This window comes from Paraburkholderia aspalathi (assembly GCF_905220735.1).
In the GTDB taxonomy this organism is placed as follows: domain Bacteria; phylum Pseudomonadota; class Gammaproteobacteria; order Burkholderiales; family Burkholderiaceae; genus Paraburkholderia; species Paraburkholderia aspalathi.
The window spans coordinates 24,496-43,357 of sequence record NZ_CAJNBA010000007.1 but is presented as its reverse complement, the minus strand read 5'-3'; the positions used below and the strand labels follow the sequence as shown (position 1 = coordinate 43,357).

17 protein-coding genes and 1 tRNA gene are annotated in these 18,862 nt (G+C 60.5%); all 18 read left to right on the top strand.

Annotated elements, in window-relative coordinates; all coding sequences use genetic code 11:
- Positions 1 to 207 precede the first annotated feature (207 nt).
- The 18 genes from pnp (at position 208) to KHO30_RS31065 (ending at position 18,860) form a co-directional block, all read left to right on the top strand.
- Positions 208 to 2,355, top strand: coding sequence for a polyribonucleotide nucleotidyltransferase (gene pnp, locus KHO30_RS31150; RefSeq protein ID WP_171925034.1), 2,148 nt, complete (start codon positions 208 to 210; stop codon positions 2,353 to 2,355).
- Positions 2,356 to 2,549: 194 nt separating this feature from the next.
- The gene (locus KHO30_RS31145; protein ID WP_154567532.1) at positions 2,550 to 3,566 is read left to right on the top strand and encodes an NAD(P)H-quinone oxidoreductase; all 1,017 of its coding nucleotides are present in this window, start codon (positions 2,550 to 2,552) and stop codon (positions 3,564 to 3,566) included.
- Positions 3,567 to 3,692: 126 nt separating this feature from the next.
- Entirely contained in the window at positions 3,693 to 4,472 is a 780-nt protein-coding gene (tpiA, locus tag KHO30_RS31140) for a triose-phosphate isomerase (protein ID WP_093639624.1), read from the top strand.
- A gap of 82 nt (positions 4,473 to 4,554) precedes the next feature.
- Positions 4,555 to 4,932, top strand: coding sequence for a preprotein translocase subunit SecG (gene secG, locus KHO30_RS31135; RefSeq protein WP_054034962.1), 378 nt, complete (start codon positions 4,555 to 4,557; stop codon positions 4,930 to 4,932).
- A gap of 113 nt (positions 4,933 to 5,045) precedes the next feature.
- A tRNA-Leu gene (locus tag KHO30_RS31130) sits at positions 5,046 to 5,130 on the top strand.
- A 160-nt stretch (positions 5,131 to 5,290) separates the two neighbouring features.
- On the top strand, positions 5,291 to 5,650 hold the full coding sequence (locus KHO30_RS31125) for an NADH-quinone oxidoreductase subunit A (RefSeq protein WP_007175615.1): 360 nt from the start codon (positions 5,291 to 5,293) through the stop codon (positions 5,648 to 5,650).
- Between the two features lie 63 nt (positions 5,651 to 5,713).
- Entirely contained in the window at positions 5,714 to 6,193 is a 480-nt protein-coding gene (locus tag KHO30_RS31120) for a NuoB/complex I 20 kDa subunit family protein (RefSeq protein WP_006052903.1), read from the top strand.
- Positions 6,194 to 6,214: 21 nt separating this feature from the next.
- On the top strand, positions 6,215 to 6,817 hold the full coding sequence (locus tag KHO30_RS31115) for an NADH-quinone oxidoreductase subunit C (protein WP_093639627.1): 603 nt from the start codon (positions 6,215 to 6,217) through the stop codon (positions 6,815 to 6,817).
- Between the two features lie 9 nt (positions 6,818 to 6,826).
- Positions 6,827 to 8,080: an NADH-quinone oxidoreductase subunit D gene (locus tag KHO30_RS31110; RefSeq protein WP_093639630.1), complete on the top strand. Its 1,254-nt coding sequence runs from the start codon at positions 6,827 to 6,829 to the stop codon at positions 8,078 to 8,080.
- A gap of 131 nt (positions 8,081 to 8,211) precedes the next feature.
- Entirely contained in the window at positions 8,212 to 8,697 is a 486-nt protein-coding gene (nuoE, locus tag KHO30_RS31105; protein ID WP_054034960.1) for an NADH-quinone oxidoreductase subunit NuoE, read from the top strand.
- Complete coding sequence (nuoF, locus tag KHO30_RS31100; RefSeq protein WP_093639633.1) at positions 8,694 to 10,022, top strand: NADH-quinone oxidoreductase subunit NuoF; 1,329 nt, start codon at positions 8,694 to 8,696, stop codon at positions 10,020 to 10,022. The genes nuoE and nuoF overlap by 4 nt, the downstream gene beginning before the upstream one ends.
- Positions 10,023 to 10,132: 110 nt before the next feature.
- Complete coding sequence (gene nuoG, locus KHO30_RS31095; protein ID WP_200620064.1) at positions 10,133 to 12,466, top strand: NADH-quinone oxidoreductase subunit NuoG; 2,334 nt, start codon at positions 10,133 to 10,135, stop codon at positions 12,464 to 12,466.
- Entirely contained in the window at positions 12,467 to 13,531 is a 1,065-nt protein-coding gene (gene nuoH / locus KHO30_RS31090) for an NADH-quinone oxidoreductase subunit NuoH (RefSeq protein ID WP_054034958.1), read from the top strand. It begins immediately after the preceding gene.
- 15 nt (positions 13,532 to 13,546) lie between these two features.
- Positions 13,547 to 14,035, top strand: a complete 489-nt coding sequence (gene nuoI / locus KHO30_RS31085) for an NADH-quinone oxidoreductase subunit NuoI (RefSeq protein ID WP_054034957.1) — start codon at positions 13,547 to 13,549, stop codon at positions 14,033 to 14,035.
- Between the two features lie 214 nt (positions 14,036 to 14,249).
- Positions 14,250 to 14,939, top strand: coding sequence for an NADH-quinone oxidoreductase subunit J (locus KHO30_RS31080; RefSeq protein ID WP_054034956.1), 690 nt, complete (start codon positions 14,250 to 14,252; stop codon positions 14,937 to 14,939).
- 20 nt (positions 14,940 to 14,959) lie between these two features.
- Positions 14,960 to 15,265, top strand: coding sequence for an NADH-quinone oxidoreductase subunit NuoK (gene nuoK, locus KHO30_RS31075; RefSeq protein WP_013339863.1), 306 nt, complete (start codon positions 14,960 to 14,962; stop codon positions 15,263 to 15,265).
- A 17-nt stretch (positions 15,266 to 15,282) separates the two neighbouring features.
- Positions 15,283 to 17,355 carry an NADH-quinone oxidoreductase subunit L gene (gene nuoL / locus KHO30_RS31070; protein WP_093639643.1) on the top strand — a complete coding sequence of 691 codons (2,073 nt, stop codon included), beginning with the start codon at positions 15,283 to 15,285 and terminating at the stop codon, positions 17,353 to 17,355.
- 14 nt (positions 17,356 to 17,369) lie between these two features.
- Positions 17,370 to 18,860, top strand: coding sequence for an NADH-quinone oxidoreductase subunit M (locus KHO30_RS31065; protein ID WP_054034954.1), 1,491 nt, complete (start codon positions 17,370 to 17,372; stop codon positions 18,858 to 18,860).
- The last annotated feature ends 2 nt before the right edge of the window (positions 18,861 to 18,862 follow it).

The window sequence follows — 18,862 nt, the reverse complement described above, 5'->3', positions numbered from 1 at the left end:
AGGAAAACAGCAGTAAAAAAAGCAGCAAAAAGCAGAAATACGGCCGGGCTTCAGGGCAGAGCTTTGTGTCATTCCAGCGGTTCGCGCGCGTACATAACGTAAGGCGTGGTTCTCTGGAATGGCATAACACTACTCTTCCCCTGTGGCGCCGGTCCTGGCGTTGCCGCGCCGCTTCTGGTCCGCGCGGCATAACGAAGAGGAAAAGCAATGACTATGTTCAATAAGATCGTCAAAGAATTTCAGTGGGGCCAACATAAGGTTCGCCTCGAAACGGGCGAAATCGCTCGTCAGGCGAGCGGTGCGGTGATCGTCGATGTCGAAGACACCGTTGTGCTGGCTACTGTGGTCGGCGCCAAGACCGCCAAGCCGGGTCAGGACTTCTTCCCGCTGACCGTCGATTACCTCGAAAAGACCTACGCTGCAGGCAAGATCCCCGGTGGTTTCTTCCGCCGCGAAGGCCGTCCGTCGGAAGGCGAAACGCTGATCTCGCGCCTGATCGATCGTCCGCTGCGTCCGCTGTTCCCGGAAGGCTTCTACAACGAAGTCCAGGTCGTGATCCACGTCCTGTCGCTGAACCCCGAAATTCCCGCTGACATCCCCGCGCTGATCGGCGCGTCGGCGGCGCTCGCTATTTCCGGTCTGCCGTTCAACGGCCCGGTCGGCGCAGCACGCGTGGCCTACATCAACAACGAATACGTCTTGAACCCGACGCGTCCGCAAATGAAGGAATCGGCGCTCGACCTGATCGTCGCCGGTACGGAACGCGCGGTGCTGATGGTGGAATCGGAAGCACAACAACTGACCGAAGAAGTGATGCTCGGTGCAGTGGTGTTCGGTCACGAACAAATGCAGGTCGCGATCGACGTGATCCACGAGCTGGTTCGCGAAGGCGGCAAGCCGGAATGGGACTGGAAGCCGGCCGCCAAGAATGAGCCGCTGATCGCACGCGTGTCGGAACTGGCGCAAGCCGATCTGCTCGCCGCTTATCAGATCCGCGACAAGCAAGCCCGTTCGACCAAGCTGAAGGAAGTCTATGCAGCGACGTCGGCCAAGCTGGAAGAAGAAGCAGCGGCAGCCGGCACGGTTGCAGCAGACAAGGCTAGCGTCGGCAATGTGCTGTTCGACATCGAAGCGAAGATCGTCCGTACCCAGATCCTGAACGGCGAGCCGCGTATCGACGGCCGTGACACGCGCACCGTGCGCCCGATCGAAATCCGTACCGGCGTGCTGCCGCGTACGCACGGCTCGGCACTGTTCACGCGTGGCGAAACGCAGGCTATGGTTGTCGCAACGCTGGGCACCAAGGGCGACGAGCAGAACATCGACGCGCTCGAAGGCGAGTACCGCGAACGCTTCATGCTCCACTACAACATGCCTCCGTTCGCGACCGGCGAAACGGGCCGCGTCGGTTCGCCGAAGCGCCGTGAAATCGGTCACGGCCGCCTGGCCAAGCGCGCGCTGGCTGCATGCCTGCCGAGCGCCGACGAATTCGGCTACTCGATCCGCGTCGTGTCGGAAATCACCGAATCGAACGGTTCGTCGTCGATGGCATCGGTGTGCGGCGGCTGCCTCGCACTGATGGACGCCGGCGTGCCGATGAAGGCGCACGTCGCCGGCATCGCGATGGGCCTGATCCTGGAAGGCAACAAGTTTGCCGTGCTGACTGACATCCTCGGCGACGAAGATCACCTCGGCGACATGGACTTCAAGGTGGCGGGTACCGAGCAAGGCGTGACTGCGCTGCAGATGGACATCAAGATCCAGGGCATCACCAAGGAAATCATGCAGGTCGCCCTCGCGCAAGCGAAGGAAGGCCGTATGCACATCCTCGGCAAGATGACCTCGGCTGTGTCGGGCGCGAACACGGTGCTGTCGGACTACGCACCACGCATGATCACCATCAAGATCAATCCGGAAAAGATCCGCGACGTGATCGGCAAGGGTGGTTCGGTGATCCGCGCGCTGACGGAAGAAACCGGCACGACGATCGATATTTCGGACGACGGCGTCGTCACCATCGCCAGCACCAGCAGCGAAGGGATGGCCGAAGCGAAGAAGCGTATCGAGAACATCACGCTGGAAGTCGAAGTGGGCCAAGTGTACGAAGGCACCGTGCTCAAGCTGCTGGACTTCGGTGCGATCGTGAACATCCTGCCGGGCAAGGATGGTCTGCTGCACATCTCCGAAATCGCTAATGAGCGTATCAAGGACATCAACGACTACCTGAAGGATGGCCAGCAAGTGAAGGTCAAGGTCATCCAGACGGACGAAAAGGGCCGCGTGCGTTTGTCGGCCAAGGCGTTGCTGAACGACGCCGCAAACGGCGCGCCGCAAGGCGAACCGACGCCGCAGTAATGCGGTAGCAGGGCGACGGCCGGCAGCGCGAATGCGCGCCGGCCGTTTTTCATGAAGGGCGCAGGGTGGATTGCGTTGTCGGCAAGCAGGTGCGAACCGGCGCAAACGGGTACTCTCTCTAAGCGAGGCATGTCGCCTCGGTTCAGACGATTTCCGACGGTAGGCAACGCAATCCAATCTTGGAGTTGACGCAGATGAAAGCGATCGAAATCACCGAATTTGGCGCGCCGGAAGTCCTCAAGCTGGCGGAGCGGCCCACGCCGCAGCCGAAAGCGGGCGAGGTGCTGATCAAGGTGGCGGCATCAGGCATCAACCGTCCGGACGTGTTTCAGCGCAAGGGTGGCTATGCGCCGCCACCGGGTGCGTCGGACCTGCCGGGGCTGGAAGTGGCGGGTGAGATCGTCGGCGGCACTATCGACGAGAAGAACAACCCGTTCGGTCTGAAAATCGGCGATCGCGTGTGCGCGTTGCTTGCGGGCGGTGGCTATGCGGAATATGCGACCGCGCCGCTGTTGCAGTGCTTGCCGGTGCCCGCTGGCTTGTCGGATGTCGAGGCGGCTTCGCTGCCGGAAACATTCTTCACGGTGTGGAGCAATGTGTTCGATCGTGCGCAGCTCGGCAAGGGCGAGGGCGCCCCGAACGAGACGCTGCTGGTGCAGGGCGGCTCGAGCGGCATCGGCGTGACGGCGATCCAGATCGCGCATGCGCTGGGTTTTCGTGTGTTCGCCACGGCCGGGTCGGACGAAAAGTGCCGCGCCTGCGAAGCGCTCGGCGCCGAACGGGCGATCAACTACAAGACTGAGGATTTCGTCGAAGTCATCAAGTCGCTGACGAACGATCGTGGTGTCGACGTCGTTCTCGACATGGTGGCGGGCAGTTATGTGCCGCGCGAGCTGACCGCGCTGGCCGACGGCGGCCGCATCGTGCTGATCGCCTTGCTGGGCGGCGCGAAGGCCGAGCTGAATCTGAACGAAGTGCTGCGCCGCCGTCTGACGGTGACGGGTTCGACGTTGCGTCCGCGGCCGATCGAGTTCAAGGCGAAGATCGCCGCGCAGTTGAAAGAGCGCGTGTGGCCGCACCTCGAAGACGGCCGCATTAAGCCAGTGGTGCATCGTGTGTTTCCGGCAGCGCAAGCCGCCGAAGCGCACGCGCTGATGGAAAGCAGCACGCACGTCGGCAAGATCGTGCTGACTTGGGGTCAGGACGCTTGACACGGTTGGTTTGACCCGATCCACCCCACGCAGTAAAATTGCGCGTTTTGCGCACGCCGCATGAATACGAAAGGCGGGCTGTAAGCGCAAACCAAGTCCGCCGCCAATACACGAGACGACGAGACGATGTCGAAACAACGAGCCAAGCTGGTAGTCGGTAACTGGAAGATGCACGGGCGCCTCGCCGAGAATGCAACGCTGTTGCAGGCCGTGGCGCAAGGCGCGGGAGAATTGCCGGCTGATGTGCGCGTCGGTGTCTGTGTGCCGAGCCCTTACCTCGCGCAGACTCAATCGTTGCTGGAAGGCGGCAAGGTCGTGTGGGGCGTGCAGGATGTCTCCGCGTTCACGCATGGCGCCTATACCGGTGAAGTGGCGGCGCAGATGGTGGTGGATTTCGGCGCCACGCTTGCGATCGTCGGGCACTCGGAGCGCCGTGCTTACCATCGCGAAAGCGCAGAGCTGGTCGCGGTGAAGACACAGCGCGCACTGGAAGCAGGTTTGACCCCGATCGTGTGTGTCGGCGAAACGCTTGAAGAGCGTGAGGCTGGTTCGACGGAGCAGGTGGTCGGCGCGCAGCTGGATGAGGTGCTGGCGAAGCTGTCGGTAGCGGATGCGGCACGCATCGTCGTCGCGTACGAACCGGTCTGGGCGATTGGCACCGGCAAGAGCGCTACATCGGATCAGGCGCAGGCAGTGCATGCTTTCCTGCGTTCGCGTCTGGCGGCAAAGGGCGCGGCAGTGGCGGATGTGCCGGTGTTGTACGGCGGCAGTGTGAAGCCGGAGAACGCGGAAGAATTGTTCCGCGAGCCGGATATCGACGGTGGCCTGATCGGCGGCGCGTCGTTGAAAGACCAGGATTTCCTGGCGATCTGTAAAGCGGCGGCCGCGACGAGCGTTGCCGGTTAAGCAGGGCGCCTTGGCGAGGATGACCCAATCCCGCGCGGCACACTTTGTGTGGTGCGGTTAAATAAAGACTCAGGTGAGTGTGATGCTGTATTTGAAAACATTGATTATCGTCGTTCAGCTGTTGTCGGCACTCGGGGTCATTGGCCTTGTCTTGCTGCAGCACGGCAAAGGCGCCGATATGGGCGCTGCTTTCGGTAGCGGCGCGTCGGGCAGCCTGTTCGGCGCGACCGGTTCGGCAAACTTTTTGTCGCGTACCACGGCCGTCCTCGCAGCCGTGTTTTTTGTAACGACATTGACGCTGACGTACCTCGGCGCGTATCGTGCGAAACCGTCCGCAGGCTTGCTGGGCGCGGCTGTGACCGCACCGGTCGCGGCTTCCGCTGCGGCCGCTCCGGCTGGTGGCTCGGCAGTGTTGCCGGCGTCGGCTGCGTCCGTCCCGGCTACGGATGTGCCGAAATAAATTTTTCGTTCAAAGTGCTTTTGTGCGTTGAACAAACTGTTTAGACCAGTTACAATCTAAGTCTTGAAGCGATTCGCGGGTTTTATAAGTTGTTTTCCCGGATTGCAGTTAGTGCCGACGTGGTGAAATTGGTAGACACGCTATCTTGAGGGGGTAGTGGCGAAAGCTGTGCGAGTTCGAGTCTCGCCGTCGGCACCAAATGTTATCTAATGCCAGCCGCTTGCTTCGCTTCGGCTGGCATTTTCACTTCTGACGCGCGGCTTGCGTTGGGCTTGCGGCATGTACGTTGCCGAAGTGATTTCGCGTCAGGAGTGCTATGCTCTTGGCGGCATTCAGAACCAACCGATAGAGGATAGTCTTGAACCTCGCAGCCTATTTCCCCGTCTTGTTGTTCCTCATTGTGGGCACCGGTTTAGGCGTAGCACTGGTCAGCATTGGCAAGATCCTCGGTCCCAACAAGCCCGATACCGAGAAAAACGCACCATACGAGTGCGGCTTCGAAGCATTCGAAGATGCGCGCATGAAGTTCGATGTGCGTTACTACCTCGTCGCCATTCTCTTCATCATTTTCGACCTTGAAACCGCGTTCCTGTTCCCGTGGGGTGTAGCCCTGCGCGACATCGGCTGGCCTGGCTTCATGGCGATGATGATTTTCCTGCTCGAATTCCTGTTGGGCTTTGCCTATATCTGGAAGAAGGGCGGCCTCGACTGGGAATGATGGATTAATCGCCGGTTTGCGTGGGTGGCCAAGGCTTGCCGCCCCGTCTGGAGTGGAAAGCAAATGAGTATCGAAGGGGTCTTGAAGGAAGGGTTTGTCACCACGACGGCTGACAAACTGATCAACTGGACGCGCACCGGCTCGTTGTGGCCGATGACGTTCGGTCTCGCGTGCTGCGCGGTCGAGATGATGCATGCGGGCGCTGCCCGTTATGACCTTGACCGTTTCGGCGTGGTGTTTCGTCCGAGTCCGCGTCAGTCGGACGTGATGATCGTCGCCGGCACGTTGTGCAACAAGATGGCGCCGGCTCTGCGCAAGGTCTACGATCAGATGGCCGAGCCGCGCTGGGTGATTTCGATGGGCTCGTGCGCGAACGGCGGCGGCTACTACCACTATTCCTATTCGGTGGTGCGCGGCTGCGATCGGATCGTGCCGGTCGACGTCTATGTGCCAGGTTGTCCGCCTACTGCGGAAGCGCTGGTGTATGGCGTGATCCAGCTGCAGGCCAAGATCCGCCGCACCAACACAATCGCCCGTCAATAAGGCCAACGCCTCCCCCACAATATGGCAAGCAAACTCGAGACCTTGAAAGCGAACCTCGAGGCGGCCTTTGGCGGCCTCCTGTTGAGCACCACCGAGGCAATCGGTGAGTTGACGATCGTCGTGAAGGCGAGCGACTACATCAATGTGGCAACGCGTCTGCGCGACGACCGCTCGCTCGGTTTCGAGCAACTGGTCGATCTATGCGGCGTCGACTATCAGACCTACGCCGATGGCGCCTATGACGGCCCGCGTTTTGCGGCCGTTCTGCATTTGTTGTCGGTGCAGAACAACTGGCGTCTGCGTCTGCGTGTATTCGCACCAGACGACGAAATGCCGATCGTCGCGTCAGTCGTCGATATCTGGAGTTCGGCCAACTGGTACGAACGCGAAGCATTCGACCTGTACGGCATCGTCTTCGAGGGTCACCCGGACCTGCGCCGCATCCTGACCGACTACGGTTTCATTGGTCACCCGTTCCGTAAAGATTTTCCTGTCTCCGGCTACGTCGAAATGCGTTACGACCCGGAAGAGAAGCGCGTCGTCTATCAGCCTGTGACGATCGAGCCGCGGGAAATCACGCCGCGCGTGATCCGCGAGGATCGCTATGGCGGTCTGAAACACTAAGAGAACGCCATGGCAGAGATCAAGAACTACACGCTCAACTTCGGTCCTCAGCACCCGGCCGCGCACGGTGTGCTGCGCCTCGTGCTCGAACTCGACGGCGAAGTCATTCAGCGCGCCGATCCGCACATCGGCCTCCTGCATCGCGCGACTGAAAAGCTCGCGGAAACCAAAACTTTCATCCAGTCCGTGCCGTACATGGACCGCCTCGACTACGTGTCGATGATGGTCAACGAGCACGGCTACGTGATGGCGATCGAAAAGCTGCTCGGCATCGAAGTGCCGATTCGCGCGCAGTACATCCGCGTGATGTTCGACGAAGTCACGCGAGTGCTGAACCACCTGATGTGGATCGGCGCACACGCACTCGACGTCGGCGCGATGGCGGTCTTCCTGTACGCGTTCCGCGAACGCGAAGACCTGATGGACGTGTACGAAGCGGTGTCCGGCGCACGGATGCATGCAGCTTACTACCGTCCGGGTGGCGTGTACCGCGATCTGCCTGACGCAATGCCGCAATACAAAGCTTCGAAGATCCGCAATGCGAAGGCATTGTCGAGGATGAACGAGAACCGCCAAGGTTCGCTGCTCGACTTCATCGACGATTTCTTCACGCGGTTCCCGAAGTGCGTCGACGAATACGAAACGCTGCTCACCGACAACCGGATCTGGAAGCAACGTCTGGTCGGTATCGGCGTGGTTAGCCCGGAACGCGCGCTGAACCTCGGTATGACCGGCGCGATGCTGCGCGGCTCGGGTATCGAGTGGGATCTGCGCAAGAAGCAGCCGTACGAAGTCTACGACAAGCTCGATTTCGACATTCCGGTCGGCGTGAATGGCGACTGCTATGACCGATATCTGGTTCGCGTCGAAGAAATGCGCCAATCCACACGGATCGTGAAACAGTGCATTGAGTGGTTGCGCAAGAATCCAGGTCCGGTGATGGTCGACAATCACAAGGTTGCGCCGCCGTCGCGAGTCGGCATGAAGTCGAACATGGAAGATCTGATTCACCACTTCAAGCTCTTCACGGAAGGCTTCCATGTGCCGGAAGGCGAGGCATATGCCGCGGTCGAGCACCCGAAGGGCGAGTTCGGTATCTACCTGATCTCGGACGGCGCGAACAAGCCGTATCGCCTGAAAATTCGGGCGCCGGGCTACGCGCACTTGTCCACGCTCGACGAAATGGCGCGCGGTCACATGATCGCCGACGCTGTGACGATCATCGGTACGCAGGACATCGTGTTCGGCGAAGTCGATCGCTAGGACGTATTCATCAGCGCGCGTCTTCAGATTGCACCGAAGCGCGCGTCAAGCAAAGGAACGCCGGGTCTGTCGCAACATGCAACGCGCGACGGGTTTTCGTTCGGTAGGAATTGAAAGAGTCGTGTCTGAAAATGATCTCAGCTGAAGGCCTGAAAGAAATCGATCGTGCGATCGCGAAGTATCCCGCCGATCAGAAACAGTCCGCCGTGATGTCGGCGCTGGCTACTGCTCAGGAAGAGCATGGCTGGCTGTCGCCCGAACTCATGCAGTTCGTCGCGGACTATCTCGGCATGCCGGCGGTCGCCGTGCAGGAGGTGGCAACCTTCTACACGATGTATGAGACCTCGCCGGTCGGCAAATACAAGATCACGCTCTGCACGAACCTGCCGTGCCAGCTCGGCCCGGACGGCGGCTCAGACAGCGCCGCTGAATATCTGAAGCAGAAGCTCGGCATCGACTTCGGCGAAACCACGGCTGACGGCAAGTTCACCTTGAAAGAAGGTGAGTGCATGGGCTCGTGCGGCGATGCGCCGGTGATGCTGGTGAACAACCATCGCATGTGCAGCTTCATGAGCCGCGCGAAGATCGACCAGCTGCTCGAGGAACTTTCGAAATGACGTCTTTACACGATCGTCACATCAAACCGCTGATTCTCGCCGGCCTGAACGGCGACAACTGGCATCTCGAAGACTATGTGGCGCGTGGCGGTTACGCCCAGCTGCGCCGCATTCTGGAAGAAAAGATTCCGCCCGAGCAGGTGATCGCCGACGTCAAGGCGTCGGGTCTGCGCGGCCGTGGCGGTGCGGGCTTCCCGACCGGTCTGAAGTGGAGCTTCATGCCGCGTCAATTCCCGGGGCAAAAGTACCTCGTCTGCAATTCGGACGAAGGCGAACCGGGCACGTTCAAAGACCGCGACATTCTGCGTTTCAATCCGCACTCGCTGATTGAAGGCATGGCCATCGGCGCATACGCGATGGGCATCACGGTCGGCTACAACTATATCCACGGCGAGATCTGGGAAGTCTACAAGCTCTTCGAAGAAGCGCTGGAAGAAGCCCGCCGTGCCGGATTCCTTGGCGACAACATCATGGGTTCGGGCTTCTCGTTCGAACTGCATGCGCACCACGGTTACGGCGCCTACATTTGCGGCGAAGAGACAGCGCTGCTCGAATCGCTCGAAGGCAAGAAAGGCCAGCCGCGCTTCAAGCCGCCGTTCCCGGCGAGCTTCGGCGTGTACGGCAAGCCGACCACGATCAACAACACCGAGACGTTCGCTGCGGTGCCGTTCCTGCTCGCGATCGGTCCGCAGAATTACCTCGAAATCGGCAAGCCGAACAACGGCGGCACGAAGATCTTCTCGGTTGCAGGCGACGTCGAGCGTCCAGGCAACTATGAAGTCCCACTCGGCACGCCGTTCGCCACGTTGATGGAACTGGCTGGCGGCATGCGCGGCGGCAAGAAGATCAAGGCTGTGATTCCTGGCGGCTCGTCGGCGCCGGTGATTCCGGGCGACATCATGATGCAGACCGACATGGACTACGACTCGATCGCCAAGGCTGGCTCGATGCTCGGCTCCGGTGCGGTCATCGTGATGGACGAGACGCGTTGCATGGTCCGTTCGCTGCTGCGTCTGTCGTACTTCTATTACGAAGAGTCGTGCGGTCAGTGCACGCCTTGCCGCGAAGGCACCGGCTGGCTGTATCGCGTCGTGCATCGTATCGAACACGGGCTCGGCCGTCCGGAAGATCTGGATCTGCTGAACTCGGTCGCCGAGAACATCATGGGCCGCACGATTTGCGCGCTCGGCGATGCAGCGGCCATGCCGGTCCGCGGCATGCTCAAGCACTACTGGGACGAATTCGAATACCACGTCGCCCACAAGCATTGCCTCGTCGGCGGTCACGCCGGTGCGGCAGCGGCGTCAGAAACAGTGGCTGCCTAAGTACGCGAAATAGCGCACCAGAACACGTCATCCGCGGGATTCATCGCCTGAAACGGGCGCTGAACAGGGCGAACGATTGAGCGGTAACAGGTTAAGGAAGATTGACCATCATGGTTGAACTTGAAATAGACGGCAAGAAAGTAGAGGTGCCTGAAGGCAGCATGGTGATCCAGGCTGCGCATAAGGTCGACACGTACATTCCTCACTTCTGCTATCACAAGAAGCTGTCGATTGCGGCCAACTGCCGGATGTGTCTGGTCGATGTCGAAAAGATGCCGAAGGCCGTGCCCGCATGCGCCACGCCGGTATCGGCAGGCATGATCGTGCGCACCAAGTCGGACAAGGCCGTGAAGGGCCAGCAAGCCGTGATGGAATTCCTGCTGATCAACCACCCGCTGGATTGCCCGATCTGCGATCAGGGTGGCGAGTGTCAACTGCAGGATCTGGCGGTGGGTTACGGCAAGTCGTCGTCGCGCTATAGCGAAGAAAAGCGCGTCGTGTTCCACAAGAACGTCGGCCCGCTGATCTCGATGGAAGAAATGTCGCGTTGCATTCACTGCACGCGTTGCGTCCGCTTCGGCCAGGAAGTTGCCGGCGTGATGGAACTCGGCATGCTGGGCCGCGGCGAGCATTCGGAAATCACGTCGTTCGTCGGCAAGACGGTCGACTCCGAACTGTCGGGCAACATGATCGATCTGTGCCCGGTGGGCGCGCTGACCAGCAAGCCGTTCCGCTACAGCGCCCGCACATGGGAACTGTCGCGCCGCAAGTCGGTGAGCCCGCACGATTCCGTCGGCGCAAACCTTGTGGTGCAAGTGAAGAACAATCGCGTGATGCGTGTTCTGCCGTTCGAAAACGAATCCATCAACGAATGCTGGATTTCGGACAAGGACCGCTTCTCGTACGAAGGTCTGAACAGCCCGGAACGTCTCACGCAGCCGATGCTCAAGCAAGGTGGCAAGTGGGTCGAGACCGACTGGCAATCCGCGCTTGAATACGTGGTCAAGGGTCTGAAGGGCATCAAGGGCGACCACGGCGCGAACGCGCTGGCCGCACTCGGCAGCGCCCACAGCACCGTTGAAGAACTGTTCCTGTTGAAGCAGCTGGCCCAGGCGGTCGGCACGCCTAACGTCGACTTCCGTCTGCGTCAGTCGGATTTCTCCGCACCTGCCAACGGTGCGCCGTGGCTCGGTACGGCGATCGCCGACCTCTCGAACCTCGACGCCGCATTGGTGATCGGTTCGGACCTGCGCCGCGATCATCCGCTGTTTGCCGCGCGTCTGCGTCAAGCCGCCAAGAGCGGCACGAAGCTGACGTTGGTGCAGGCCACCAACGACGATGCGCTGATTCCGCAAGCGCAACGCGTGGTTGCCGCGCCGTCGGCATGGCTCGACGCACTGGCTGGCATCGCGGGCGCGGTGTCGGAAGCAAACGGCGTTGCACTGCCGGAAGCCTTCGCCGGAGCGCAGCCGACGGACGCCAACAAACAAATCGCGAAGTCGCTCGTCACCGGCGAACAGCGTGTGGTGTTGCTCGGCAACGGCGCGGTCCGTCATCCGGACTTCGCTGCGATTCACGCCGCGGCGCAATGGATTGCAGACGCGACTGGCGCAACGCTGGGTTTCCTCACGGAAGCGGCCAACACGGTCGGCGCGCATCTCGTGAACGCATTGCCGGGCGAGGGTGGTTTGAACGCTCGCGAAGTGTTCGAGCAACCGCGCAAGGGTTATGTGTTGCTGAACGTCGAACCGGAATTCGACACGGCCAATCCGGCGCAGGCTTTGGCCGCGCTGAAGCAGGCTGAAATGGTCGTCGTGATGTCGCCGTTCCAGATGGGCGTTGAATACGCTGACGTCCTGCTGCCGATCGCACCGTTCACGGAAACGGCCGGCACGTTCGTCAACGCCGAAGGTACCGTGCAGACGTTCAACGGCGTCGTGCGCCCGCTCGGCGACACGCGTCCGGCATGGAAGGTCTTGCGCGTCCTCGGCAGCCTGCTCGGCGTGCCGGGCTTCGAATTCGACACCTCGGAAGAAGTGCGCACGGCCGCTCTTGGCGATGGCGAGATCAAGTCGCGCCTGTCGAACAAGACGGGCGCCACGGTTGCACGCGGCAAGGCAGCGAAGGCAGCAGAAGGCAAGTTCGAGCGTATCGCCGATGTGCCGATCTACCACGCGGACTCGCTGGTACGTCGTGCCGAATCGCTGCATCTGACGGCGGCGGCGCGCGCAGCGAATTCGGCCGGTCTGCCGGCTGCGCTGTTCGACAAACTGGGTTTGAAGGAAGGCGACGCAGTGCGCGTGCGCCAGGGCGAGCAATCGGTGCAGTTGCCGGCCGTGCGCGACGCAAATCTTGCGGAGACGGTCGTCCGCGTATCGGCGGCTACGCCTGCCGGTGCAGCGCTGGGCAGCCTGTTCGGTGAACTGGTGGTGGAGAAGGCGTAAATGAGCTTGTTCGATACGATCAACTCGGGCGGCACCCAGCTTCTCGGTGTGGCATGGCCCACGGTGTGGGCACTGGTGCGCATCCTGGTGGTGGCCGTCGTGATCCTGCTGTGCGTGGCTTACCTGATTCTGTGGGAGCGCAAGCTGATCGGCTGGATGCACGTGCGTCTCGGTCCGAACCGCGTGGGCCCGGCAGGTTTGCTGCAGCCAATCGCCGACGTGCTGAAGCTGTTGCTGAAAGAAGTGATTCAGCCGGCTCAGGCGAGCCGCTGGATCTACATGATCGCGCCGATCATGGTGGTGGTGCCGGCCTTCGCGGTCTGGGCGGTGATTCCGTTCCAGGCAGGCGCGGTTCTCGGCGACATCAATGCAGGTCTGCTTTACGCGATGGCGATCTCGTCGGTCGGCGTGTACGGCGTGATTCTGGCGGGCTGGGCGTCGAACTCGAAATACGCGTTCCTCGGCGCCATGCGCGCGGCCGCTCAAATGGTCTCGTACGAAATTTCGATGGGCTTCGCGCTCGTCGTCGTGCTGATGACGGCGGGCAGTCTGAATCTGTCGGAGATCGTCGGTTCACAGGAACGCGGCATTTTCGCCAGCTACGGCCTGAACTTCCTGTCGTGGAACTGGCTGCCGCTCCTGCCGATGTTCGTCGTGTACTTCATCTCGGGCATCGCCGAAACGAACCGTCACCCGTTCGACGTGGTGGAAGGTGAGTCGGAAATCGTCGCGGGCCACATGATCGATTACTCGGGGATGGCGTTCGCGCTGTTCTTCCTCGCCGAGTACATCAACATGATCGTGATCTCGGCATTGGCTGCAACACTGTTCCTCGGCGGCTGGAGCGCACCGTTCGGCTTCCTGTCGTTTGTCCCGGGCATCGTATGGCTCGTCGCCAAGGTTTTCTTCCTGCTGTCGGTATTCATCTGGGCGCGTGCCACGTTCCCGCGCTATCGCTACGACCAGATCATGCGTCTGGGCTGGAAAATTTTCATTCCGGTTTGCGTGGTGTGGCTCATCGTGGTCGGCTTCTGGATCATGTCGCCGTTGAATATCTGGAAATAAAGGGCGGATGAACCCATGACCGCAATCCAAAACTTTTTCAAGACCTTCTTCCTGACGGAGCTGCTCAAAGGCCTCGCGCTGACCGGACGTTACACGTTCCAGCGCAAGGTGACCGTGCAGTTCCCGGAAGAGAAGACCCCGATTTCGCCGCGTTTCCGGGGCCTGCACGCGCTGCGCCGCTATGAAAACGGCGAAGAACGCTGCATCGCCTGCAAGCTGTGCGAAGCGGTGTGCCCGGCACTCGCTATCACGATCGAATCGGAAACCCGTGCGGATAACACGCGCCGCACGACGCGTTACGACATCGACCTGACCAAGTGCATCTTCTGCGGTTTCTGTGAAGAGAGCTGCCCGGTCGATTCGATCGTCGAGACGCACATTCTCGAATATCACGGCGAAAAGCGCGGCGATCTGTATTTCACGAAAGACATGCTGCTGGCGGTGGGCGATCGCTACGAAGCGGAGATCGCTGCGAGCAAGGCAGCCGACGCACCGTATCGTTGAAGCACTTCAGTTGAAGCGGTAATTGCGGCAAAAAGCGCGGCAATAAACGCGGCAGTAAATGCAGCAGTAACACGGCCTGTTGTCGGGCCGAGCGCCGCGGCCTGAGCGCCGCGGCACGGCGCACCTGTGCGGATGTTCTGGCGGTTTCGGCCGCTTTATCCGCCACGTGCCAAAGAACAATGCCTGACGATGGCCTAACGATGAACCGGTAATCATGGAATTCACGACCGTACTGTTCTACATCTTCGCGCTGCTCCTGGTGGTTTCAGGGCTGAAGGTGATCACCTCGCGCAACCCGGTTTCGTCCGCACTGTTTCTGGTGCTGGCGTTCTTCAACGCAGCCGCGATCTGGATGCTGCTGCAGGCCGAGTTCCTCGCGATTCTGCTGGTGCTAGTGTATGTCGGCGCGGTGATGGTGCTGTTCCTGTTCGTCGTGATGATGCTGGACATCAACATCGACGTGCTGCGCAAAGACTTCAAACGCTTCGTGCCAATGGCCACGCTGGTGGGCGCAATCATCGTGATCGAGACCGCGCTGATCCTGTGGCACGGCTACGGCGCGACCGCCACAGCGCTGCGCGACACCACGGCTGCCGCGAACGGTATGGCCGACTGGTCGAACACGCGTCTGATCGGCAAGGTCATCTACACCGACTACATCTTCGCGTTCGAAGTCGCCGGCCTCGTGCTGCTGGTGGCGATCATCGCGGCGATTGCGCTGACCACGAGCCACAAGAAAGACAGCAAGCGCCAGAACGTCAGCGAGCAGGTCAAGGTGCGTGCCCAGGACCGTGTGCGTATCGTGAAGATGGCATCTGAAAAGACCGCGGCAACTGTCGCGGCAGAAGAAGCCGCCGCAGCGGCAGCCGCAGCGGCCGACTCGGCACCTGCTAAAAACAGCTGAGCGGACAGGAGATAGAAATCATGTTGACCCTTGCTCATTACCTTGTCCTCGGCGCGATCCTGTTTGCGATCAGCGTCGTGGGCATTTTCCTGAACCGCCGCAACGTCATCATCATCCTGATGGCGATCGAACTGATGCTGCTGGCGGTGAACACCAATTTCGTCGCGTTCTCGCATTACCTCGGCGACGTGCATGGTCAGATCTTCGTCTTCTTCGTGCTGACGGTTGCAGCAGCTGAAGCGGCGATCGGCCTCGCAATTCTGGTGACCCTGTTCCGTAGCCTCGACACGATCAATGTCGAGGACCTCGATCAGCTCAAAGGTTAATTTCAGGTAAAGCGGTTATGTCAACGACACTCAATGAAAACCTGCTGCTGGCGATCCCGCTGGCACCGCTGGCCGGCTCCCTGATTGCGGGGCTGTTTGGGAAAGCGGTAGGGCGAGCCGGCGCGCATTCGGTCACGATCCTCGGCGTCGCGATCTCCTTCATCCTTTCGGCCATCGTCTTCTTCCAGGTAATGGACGGCGCGAGTTTCAACGCGACGGTCTATGACTGGATGCAGATCGGCCAGACGAAGTTCGAGATCGGCTTCCTGGTCGACTCGCTGACGGCAATGATGATGTGCGTGGTGACCTTCGTGTCGCTCATGGTGCACATCTACACGATCGGCTACATGGCCGACGACGACGGCTACCAGCGCTTCTTCTCGTACATCTCGCTGTTCACGTTCTCGATGTTGATGCTCGTGATGAGCAACAACTTCCTGCAGCTGTTCTTCGGCTGGGAAGCGGTGGGTCTGGTGTCGTACCTGCTGATCGGCTTCTACTTCACGCGTCCGACGGCGATCTACGCGAACATGAAGGCGTTCATCGTGAACCGCATCGGCGACTTCGGGTTCCTGCTCGGTATCGGCCTGCTGTTCGCGTTCGCTGGTTCGATGAACTACGGCGACGTTTTCGCGAAGCGCACCGAACTTGCAGCATTGAGCTTCCCGGGTACGGACTGGGGTCTGCTGACGGTCGCCTGTATTTGCCTCTTCATCGGCGCGATGGGTAAGTCGGCGCAGTTCCCGCTGCACGTCTGGCTGCCGGATTCGATGGAAGGCCCGACGCCGATCTCCGCACTGATTCACGCGGCAACCATGGTGACGGCCGGTATCTTCATGGTCACGCGCATGTCGCCGCTGTTCGAACTGTCGGATACGGCGCTGTCGTTTGTGATGGTGATCGGTGCGATCACGGCGCTGTTCATGGGCTTCCTCGGGATCGTCCAGAACGACATCAAGCGTGTGGTGGCTTACTCGACGCTGTCGCAGCTCGGTTACATGACGGTCGCACTCGGCGCATCGGCCTACTCGGTCGCCGTGTTCCACCTGATGACGCACGCGTTCTTCAAGGCGCTGCTGTTCCTCGGCGCGGGTTCCGTGATCATCGGCATGCACCACGATCAGGACATCCGCAACATGGGCGGCCTGCGCAAGTACATGCCGATCACGTGGATCACGTCGCTGGTCGGTTCGCTCGCGCTGATCGGCACGCCGTTCTTCTCCGGCTTCTACTCGAAAGACTCGATCATCGACGCAGTGAAGCTGTCGCATCTGCCGGGTTCGGGTTTCGCCTACTTCGCAGTGGTGGCGAGCGTGTTCGTCACCGCGCTGTACTCGTTCCGTATGTACTTCCTGGTATTCCACGGCAAGGAGCGCTTCCGCGATCCGAAGCATCCGGAATCGCCGATGGGCATCGAAGCGGCAGCGCACGCGCATGACGGTCACGGCCATGACGCGCACGGCCATGGCCACGGTCACGACGACCACGCGCATGAGCCGCATGAAACGCCGTGGGTGGTGTGGGTGCCGCTGGTGCTGCTGGCGATTCCGTCGGTGGTGATCGGTGCGATCGGTGTCGGTCCGATGCTGTTCGGCGACTTCTTCCAGCACGGTGTGGCGTTCGACAAGGTGATCTTCATCGGCGAAAACCATCCGGCGCTGCATGAGATGGCGGAAGAGTTCCAGGGCTGGGCGTCGATGGGCCTGCACTCGGTTTCGGGTCTGCCGGTGTGGCTGGCACTCGCGGGTGTCGTGGTCGCGTGGTTCCTGTACCTGGTTCGTCCTGATCTGCCGGCTGTCATCAAGCGCGCGTTCGGTCCGATCTACACGCTGCTCGACAACAAGTACTACATGGACAAGATCAATGACGTCGTGTTTGCGCGGGGCGCGGTGGCGATTGGCCGTGGTCTCTGGAAGGAAGGCGACGTCGTGGTTATCGACGGCATCGTCAACGGCAGCGCACGCTTTATCGGCTGGTTTGCCGGCGTGATCCGCTTCCTCCAATCCGGCTACATCTACCACTACGCGTTTGCCATGATTATCGGCATGTTGGGGCTCCTGACCCTGTTTGTAACGCTCGGCGGCAAATAAGGCGAGGGACACTAATGCACGCTTATCCGATTCTCAGTATCGCGATCTGGTTACCGATCCTCGTAGGTCTACTGGTCCTGGCTATTGGTTCCGACCGGAACCCGGCTCCGGCGCGCTGGATAGCGCTGATCGGCTCGGTCGTCAGTTTCATCGTGACGATCCCGCTGATTACGGGTTTTGATTCGAGCACCGCCGATCTGCAGTTCGTCGAAAAGGCGAACTGGATCGAGCGCTTCAACATCACGTACCACCTGGGTGTCGACGGCATCTCGATGTGGTTCGTCGTGTTGACCGCATTGATTACGGTGATCGTCGTGATCGCCGCGTGGGAAGTCATCACGAAGAACGTGGCGCAGTACCTCGCTGCATTCCTGATCCTCTCCGGCATCATGGTCGGCGTGTTCAGTTCAGCGGACGGCATGCTGTTCTACGTGTTCTTCGAAGCGACGCTGATTCCGATGTACATCATCATCGGCGTGTGGGGTGGGGCGAACCGCGTGTATGCGGCGTTCAAGTTCTTCCTGTACACGCTGATGGGTTCGCTGTTGATGCTGGTTGCGTTGCTGTACCTGTACATCCAGACCGGCACGTTCGATCTGGCTACGTGGCAGAACGCGCAGATCGGCATGACCCCGCAGATATTGTTGTTTATCGCGTTCTTCATGGCCTTCGCCGTGAAGGTGCCGATGTGGCCGGTTCACACGTGGTTGCCTGACGCCCACGTGGAAGCGCCGACTGGTGGCTCGGTCGTGCTGGCCGCGATCATGCTGAAGCTGGGCGCCTACGGTTTCGTGCGCTTCTCGCTGCCGATCGCACCGGATGCAAGCCACTTCCTCGCGCCGGTCGTCATCACGCTGTCGCTGATCGCGGTGATCTACATCGGTCTGGTCGCGATGGTGCAGACCGACATGAAGAAACTGGTCGCGTATTCGTCGATCGCGCACATGGGTTTCGTGACGCTCGGCTTCTTCATCTTCAATCAGCTCGGCGTGGAAGGCGCGATCGTACAGATGATCTCGCACGGCTTCGTGTCGGGCGCGATGTTCCTGAGCATCGGCGTGCTGTACGACCGCATGCACTCGCGTCAGATCGCCGATTACGGCGGCGTCGTCAACGTGATGCCGAAGTTCGCGGCGTTCGTGATGCTGTTCTCGATGGCGAATTGCGGCTTGCCGGGTACTTCCGGTTTCGTCGGCGAGTTCATGGTGATTCTGGCTGCTGTCCAGTACAACTTCTGGATCGCAGGCGGTGCGGCTGTCACGCTGATTCTCGGCGCGGCCTACACGCTGTGGATGTACAAGCGCGTGTACTTCGGCGCGATCGCTAACGATCACGTGAAGGGCCTCGTCGACATCAACCGTCGCGAATTTTTCATGCTGGCAGTGCTCGCTGCACTGACGCTGTTCATGGGCCTGTATCCGAAGCCCTTTACCGATGTGATGCACGTATCCGTGGAAAACCTCCTCTCCCACGTCGCGCAGTCCAAACTGCCGTTGCCACAGTAATG

Coding starts and splice junctions, on each gene's coding strand:
- pnp (WP_171925034.1), top strand. CDS start 208: ATGACTATGTTCAATAAGATCGTCAAAGAATTTCAGTGGGGCCAACAT.
- KHO30_RS31145 (WP_154567532.1), top strand. CDS start 2,550: ATGAAAGCGATCGAAATCACCGAATTTGGCGCGCCGGAAGTCCTCAAG.
- tpiA (WP_093639624.1), top strand. CDS start 3,693: ATGTCGAAACAACGAGCCAAGCTGGTAGTCGGTAACTGGAAGATGCAC.
- secG (WP_054034962.1), top strand. CDS start 4,555: ATGCTGTATTTGAAAACATTGATTATCGTCGTTCAGCTGTTGTCGGCA.
- KHO30_RS31120 (WP_006052903.1), top strand. CDS start 5,714: ATGAGTATCGAAGGGGTCTTGAAGGAAGGGTTTGTCACCACGACGGCT.
- KHO30_RS31115 (WP_093639627.1), top strand. CDS start 6,215: ATGGCAAGCAAACTCGAGACCTTGAAAGCGAACCTCGAGGCGGCCTTT.
- KHO30_RS31110 (WP_093639630.1), top strand. CDS start 6,827: ATGGCAGAGATCAAGAACTACACGCTCAACTTCGGTCCTCAGCACCCG.
- nuoE (WP_054034960.1), top strand. CDS start 8,212: ATGATCTCAGCTGAAGGCCTGAAAGAAATCGATCGTGCGATCGCGAAG.
- nuoF (WP_093639633.1), top strand. CDS start 8,694: ATGACGTCTTTACACGATCGTCACATCAAACCGCTGATTCTCGCCGGC.
- nuoG (WP_200620064.1), top strand. CDS start 10,133: ATGGTTGAACTTGAAATAGACGGCAAGAAAGTAGAGGTGCCTGAAGGC.
- nuoH (WP_054034958.1), top strand. CDS start 12,467: ATGAGCTTGTTCGATACGATCAACTCGGGCGGCACCCAGCTTCTCGGT.
- nuoI (WP_054034957.1), top strand. CDS start 13,547: ATGACCGCAATCCAAAACTTTTTCAAGACCTTCTTCCTGACGGAGCTG.
- KHO30_RS31080 (WP_054034956.1), top strand. CDS start 14,250: ATGGAATTCACGACCGTACTGTTCTACATCTTCGCGCTGCTCCTGGTG.
- nuoK (WP_013339863.1), top strand. CDS start 14,960: ATGTTGACCCTTGCTCATTACCTTGTCCTCGGCGCGATCCTGTTTGCG.
- nuoL (WP_093639643.1), top strand. CDS start 15,283: ATGTCAACGACACTCAATGAAAACCTGCTGCTGGCGATCCCGCTGGCA.
- KHO30_RS31065 (WP_054034954.1), top strand. CDS start 17,370: ATGCACGCTTATCCGATTCTCAGTATCGCGATCTGGTTACCGATCCTC.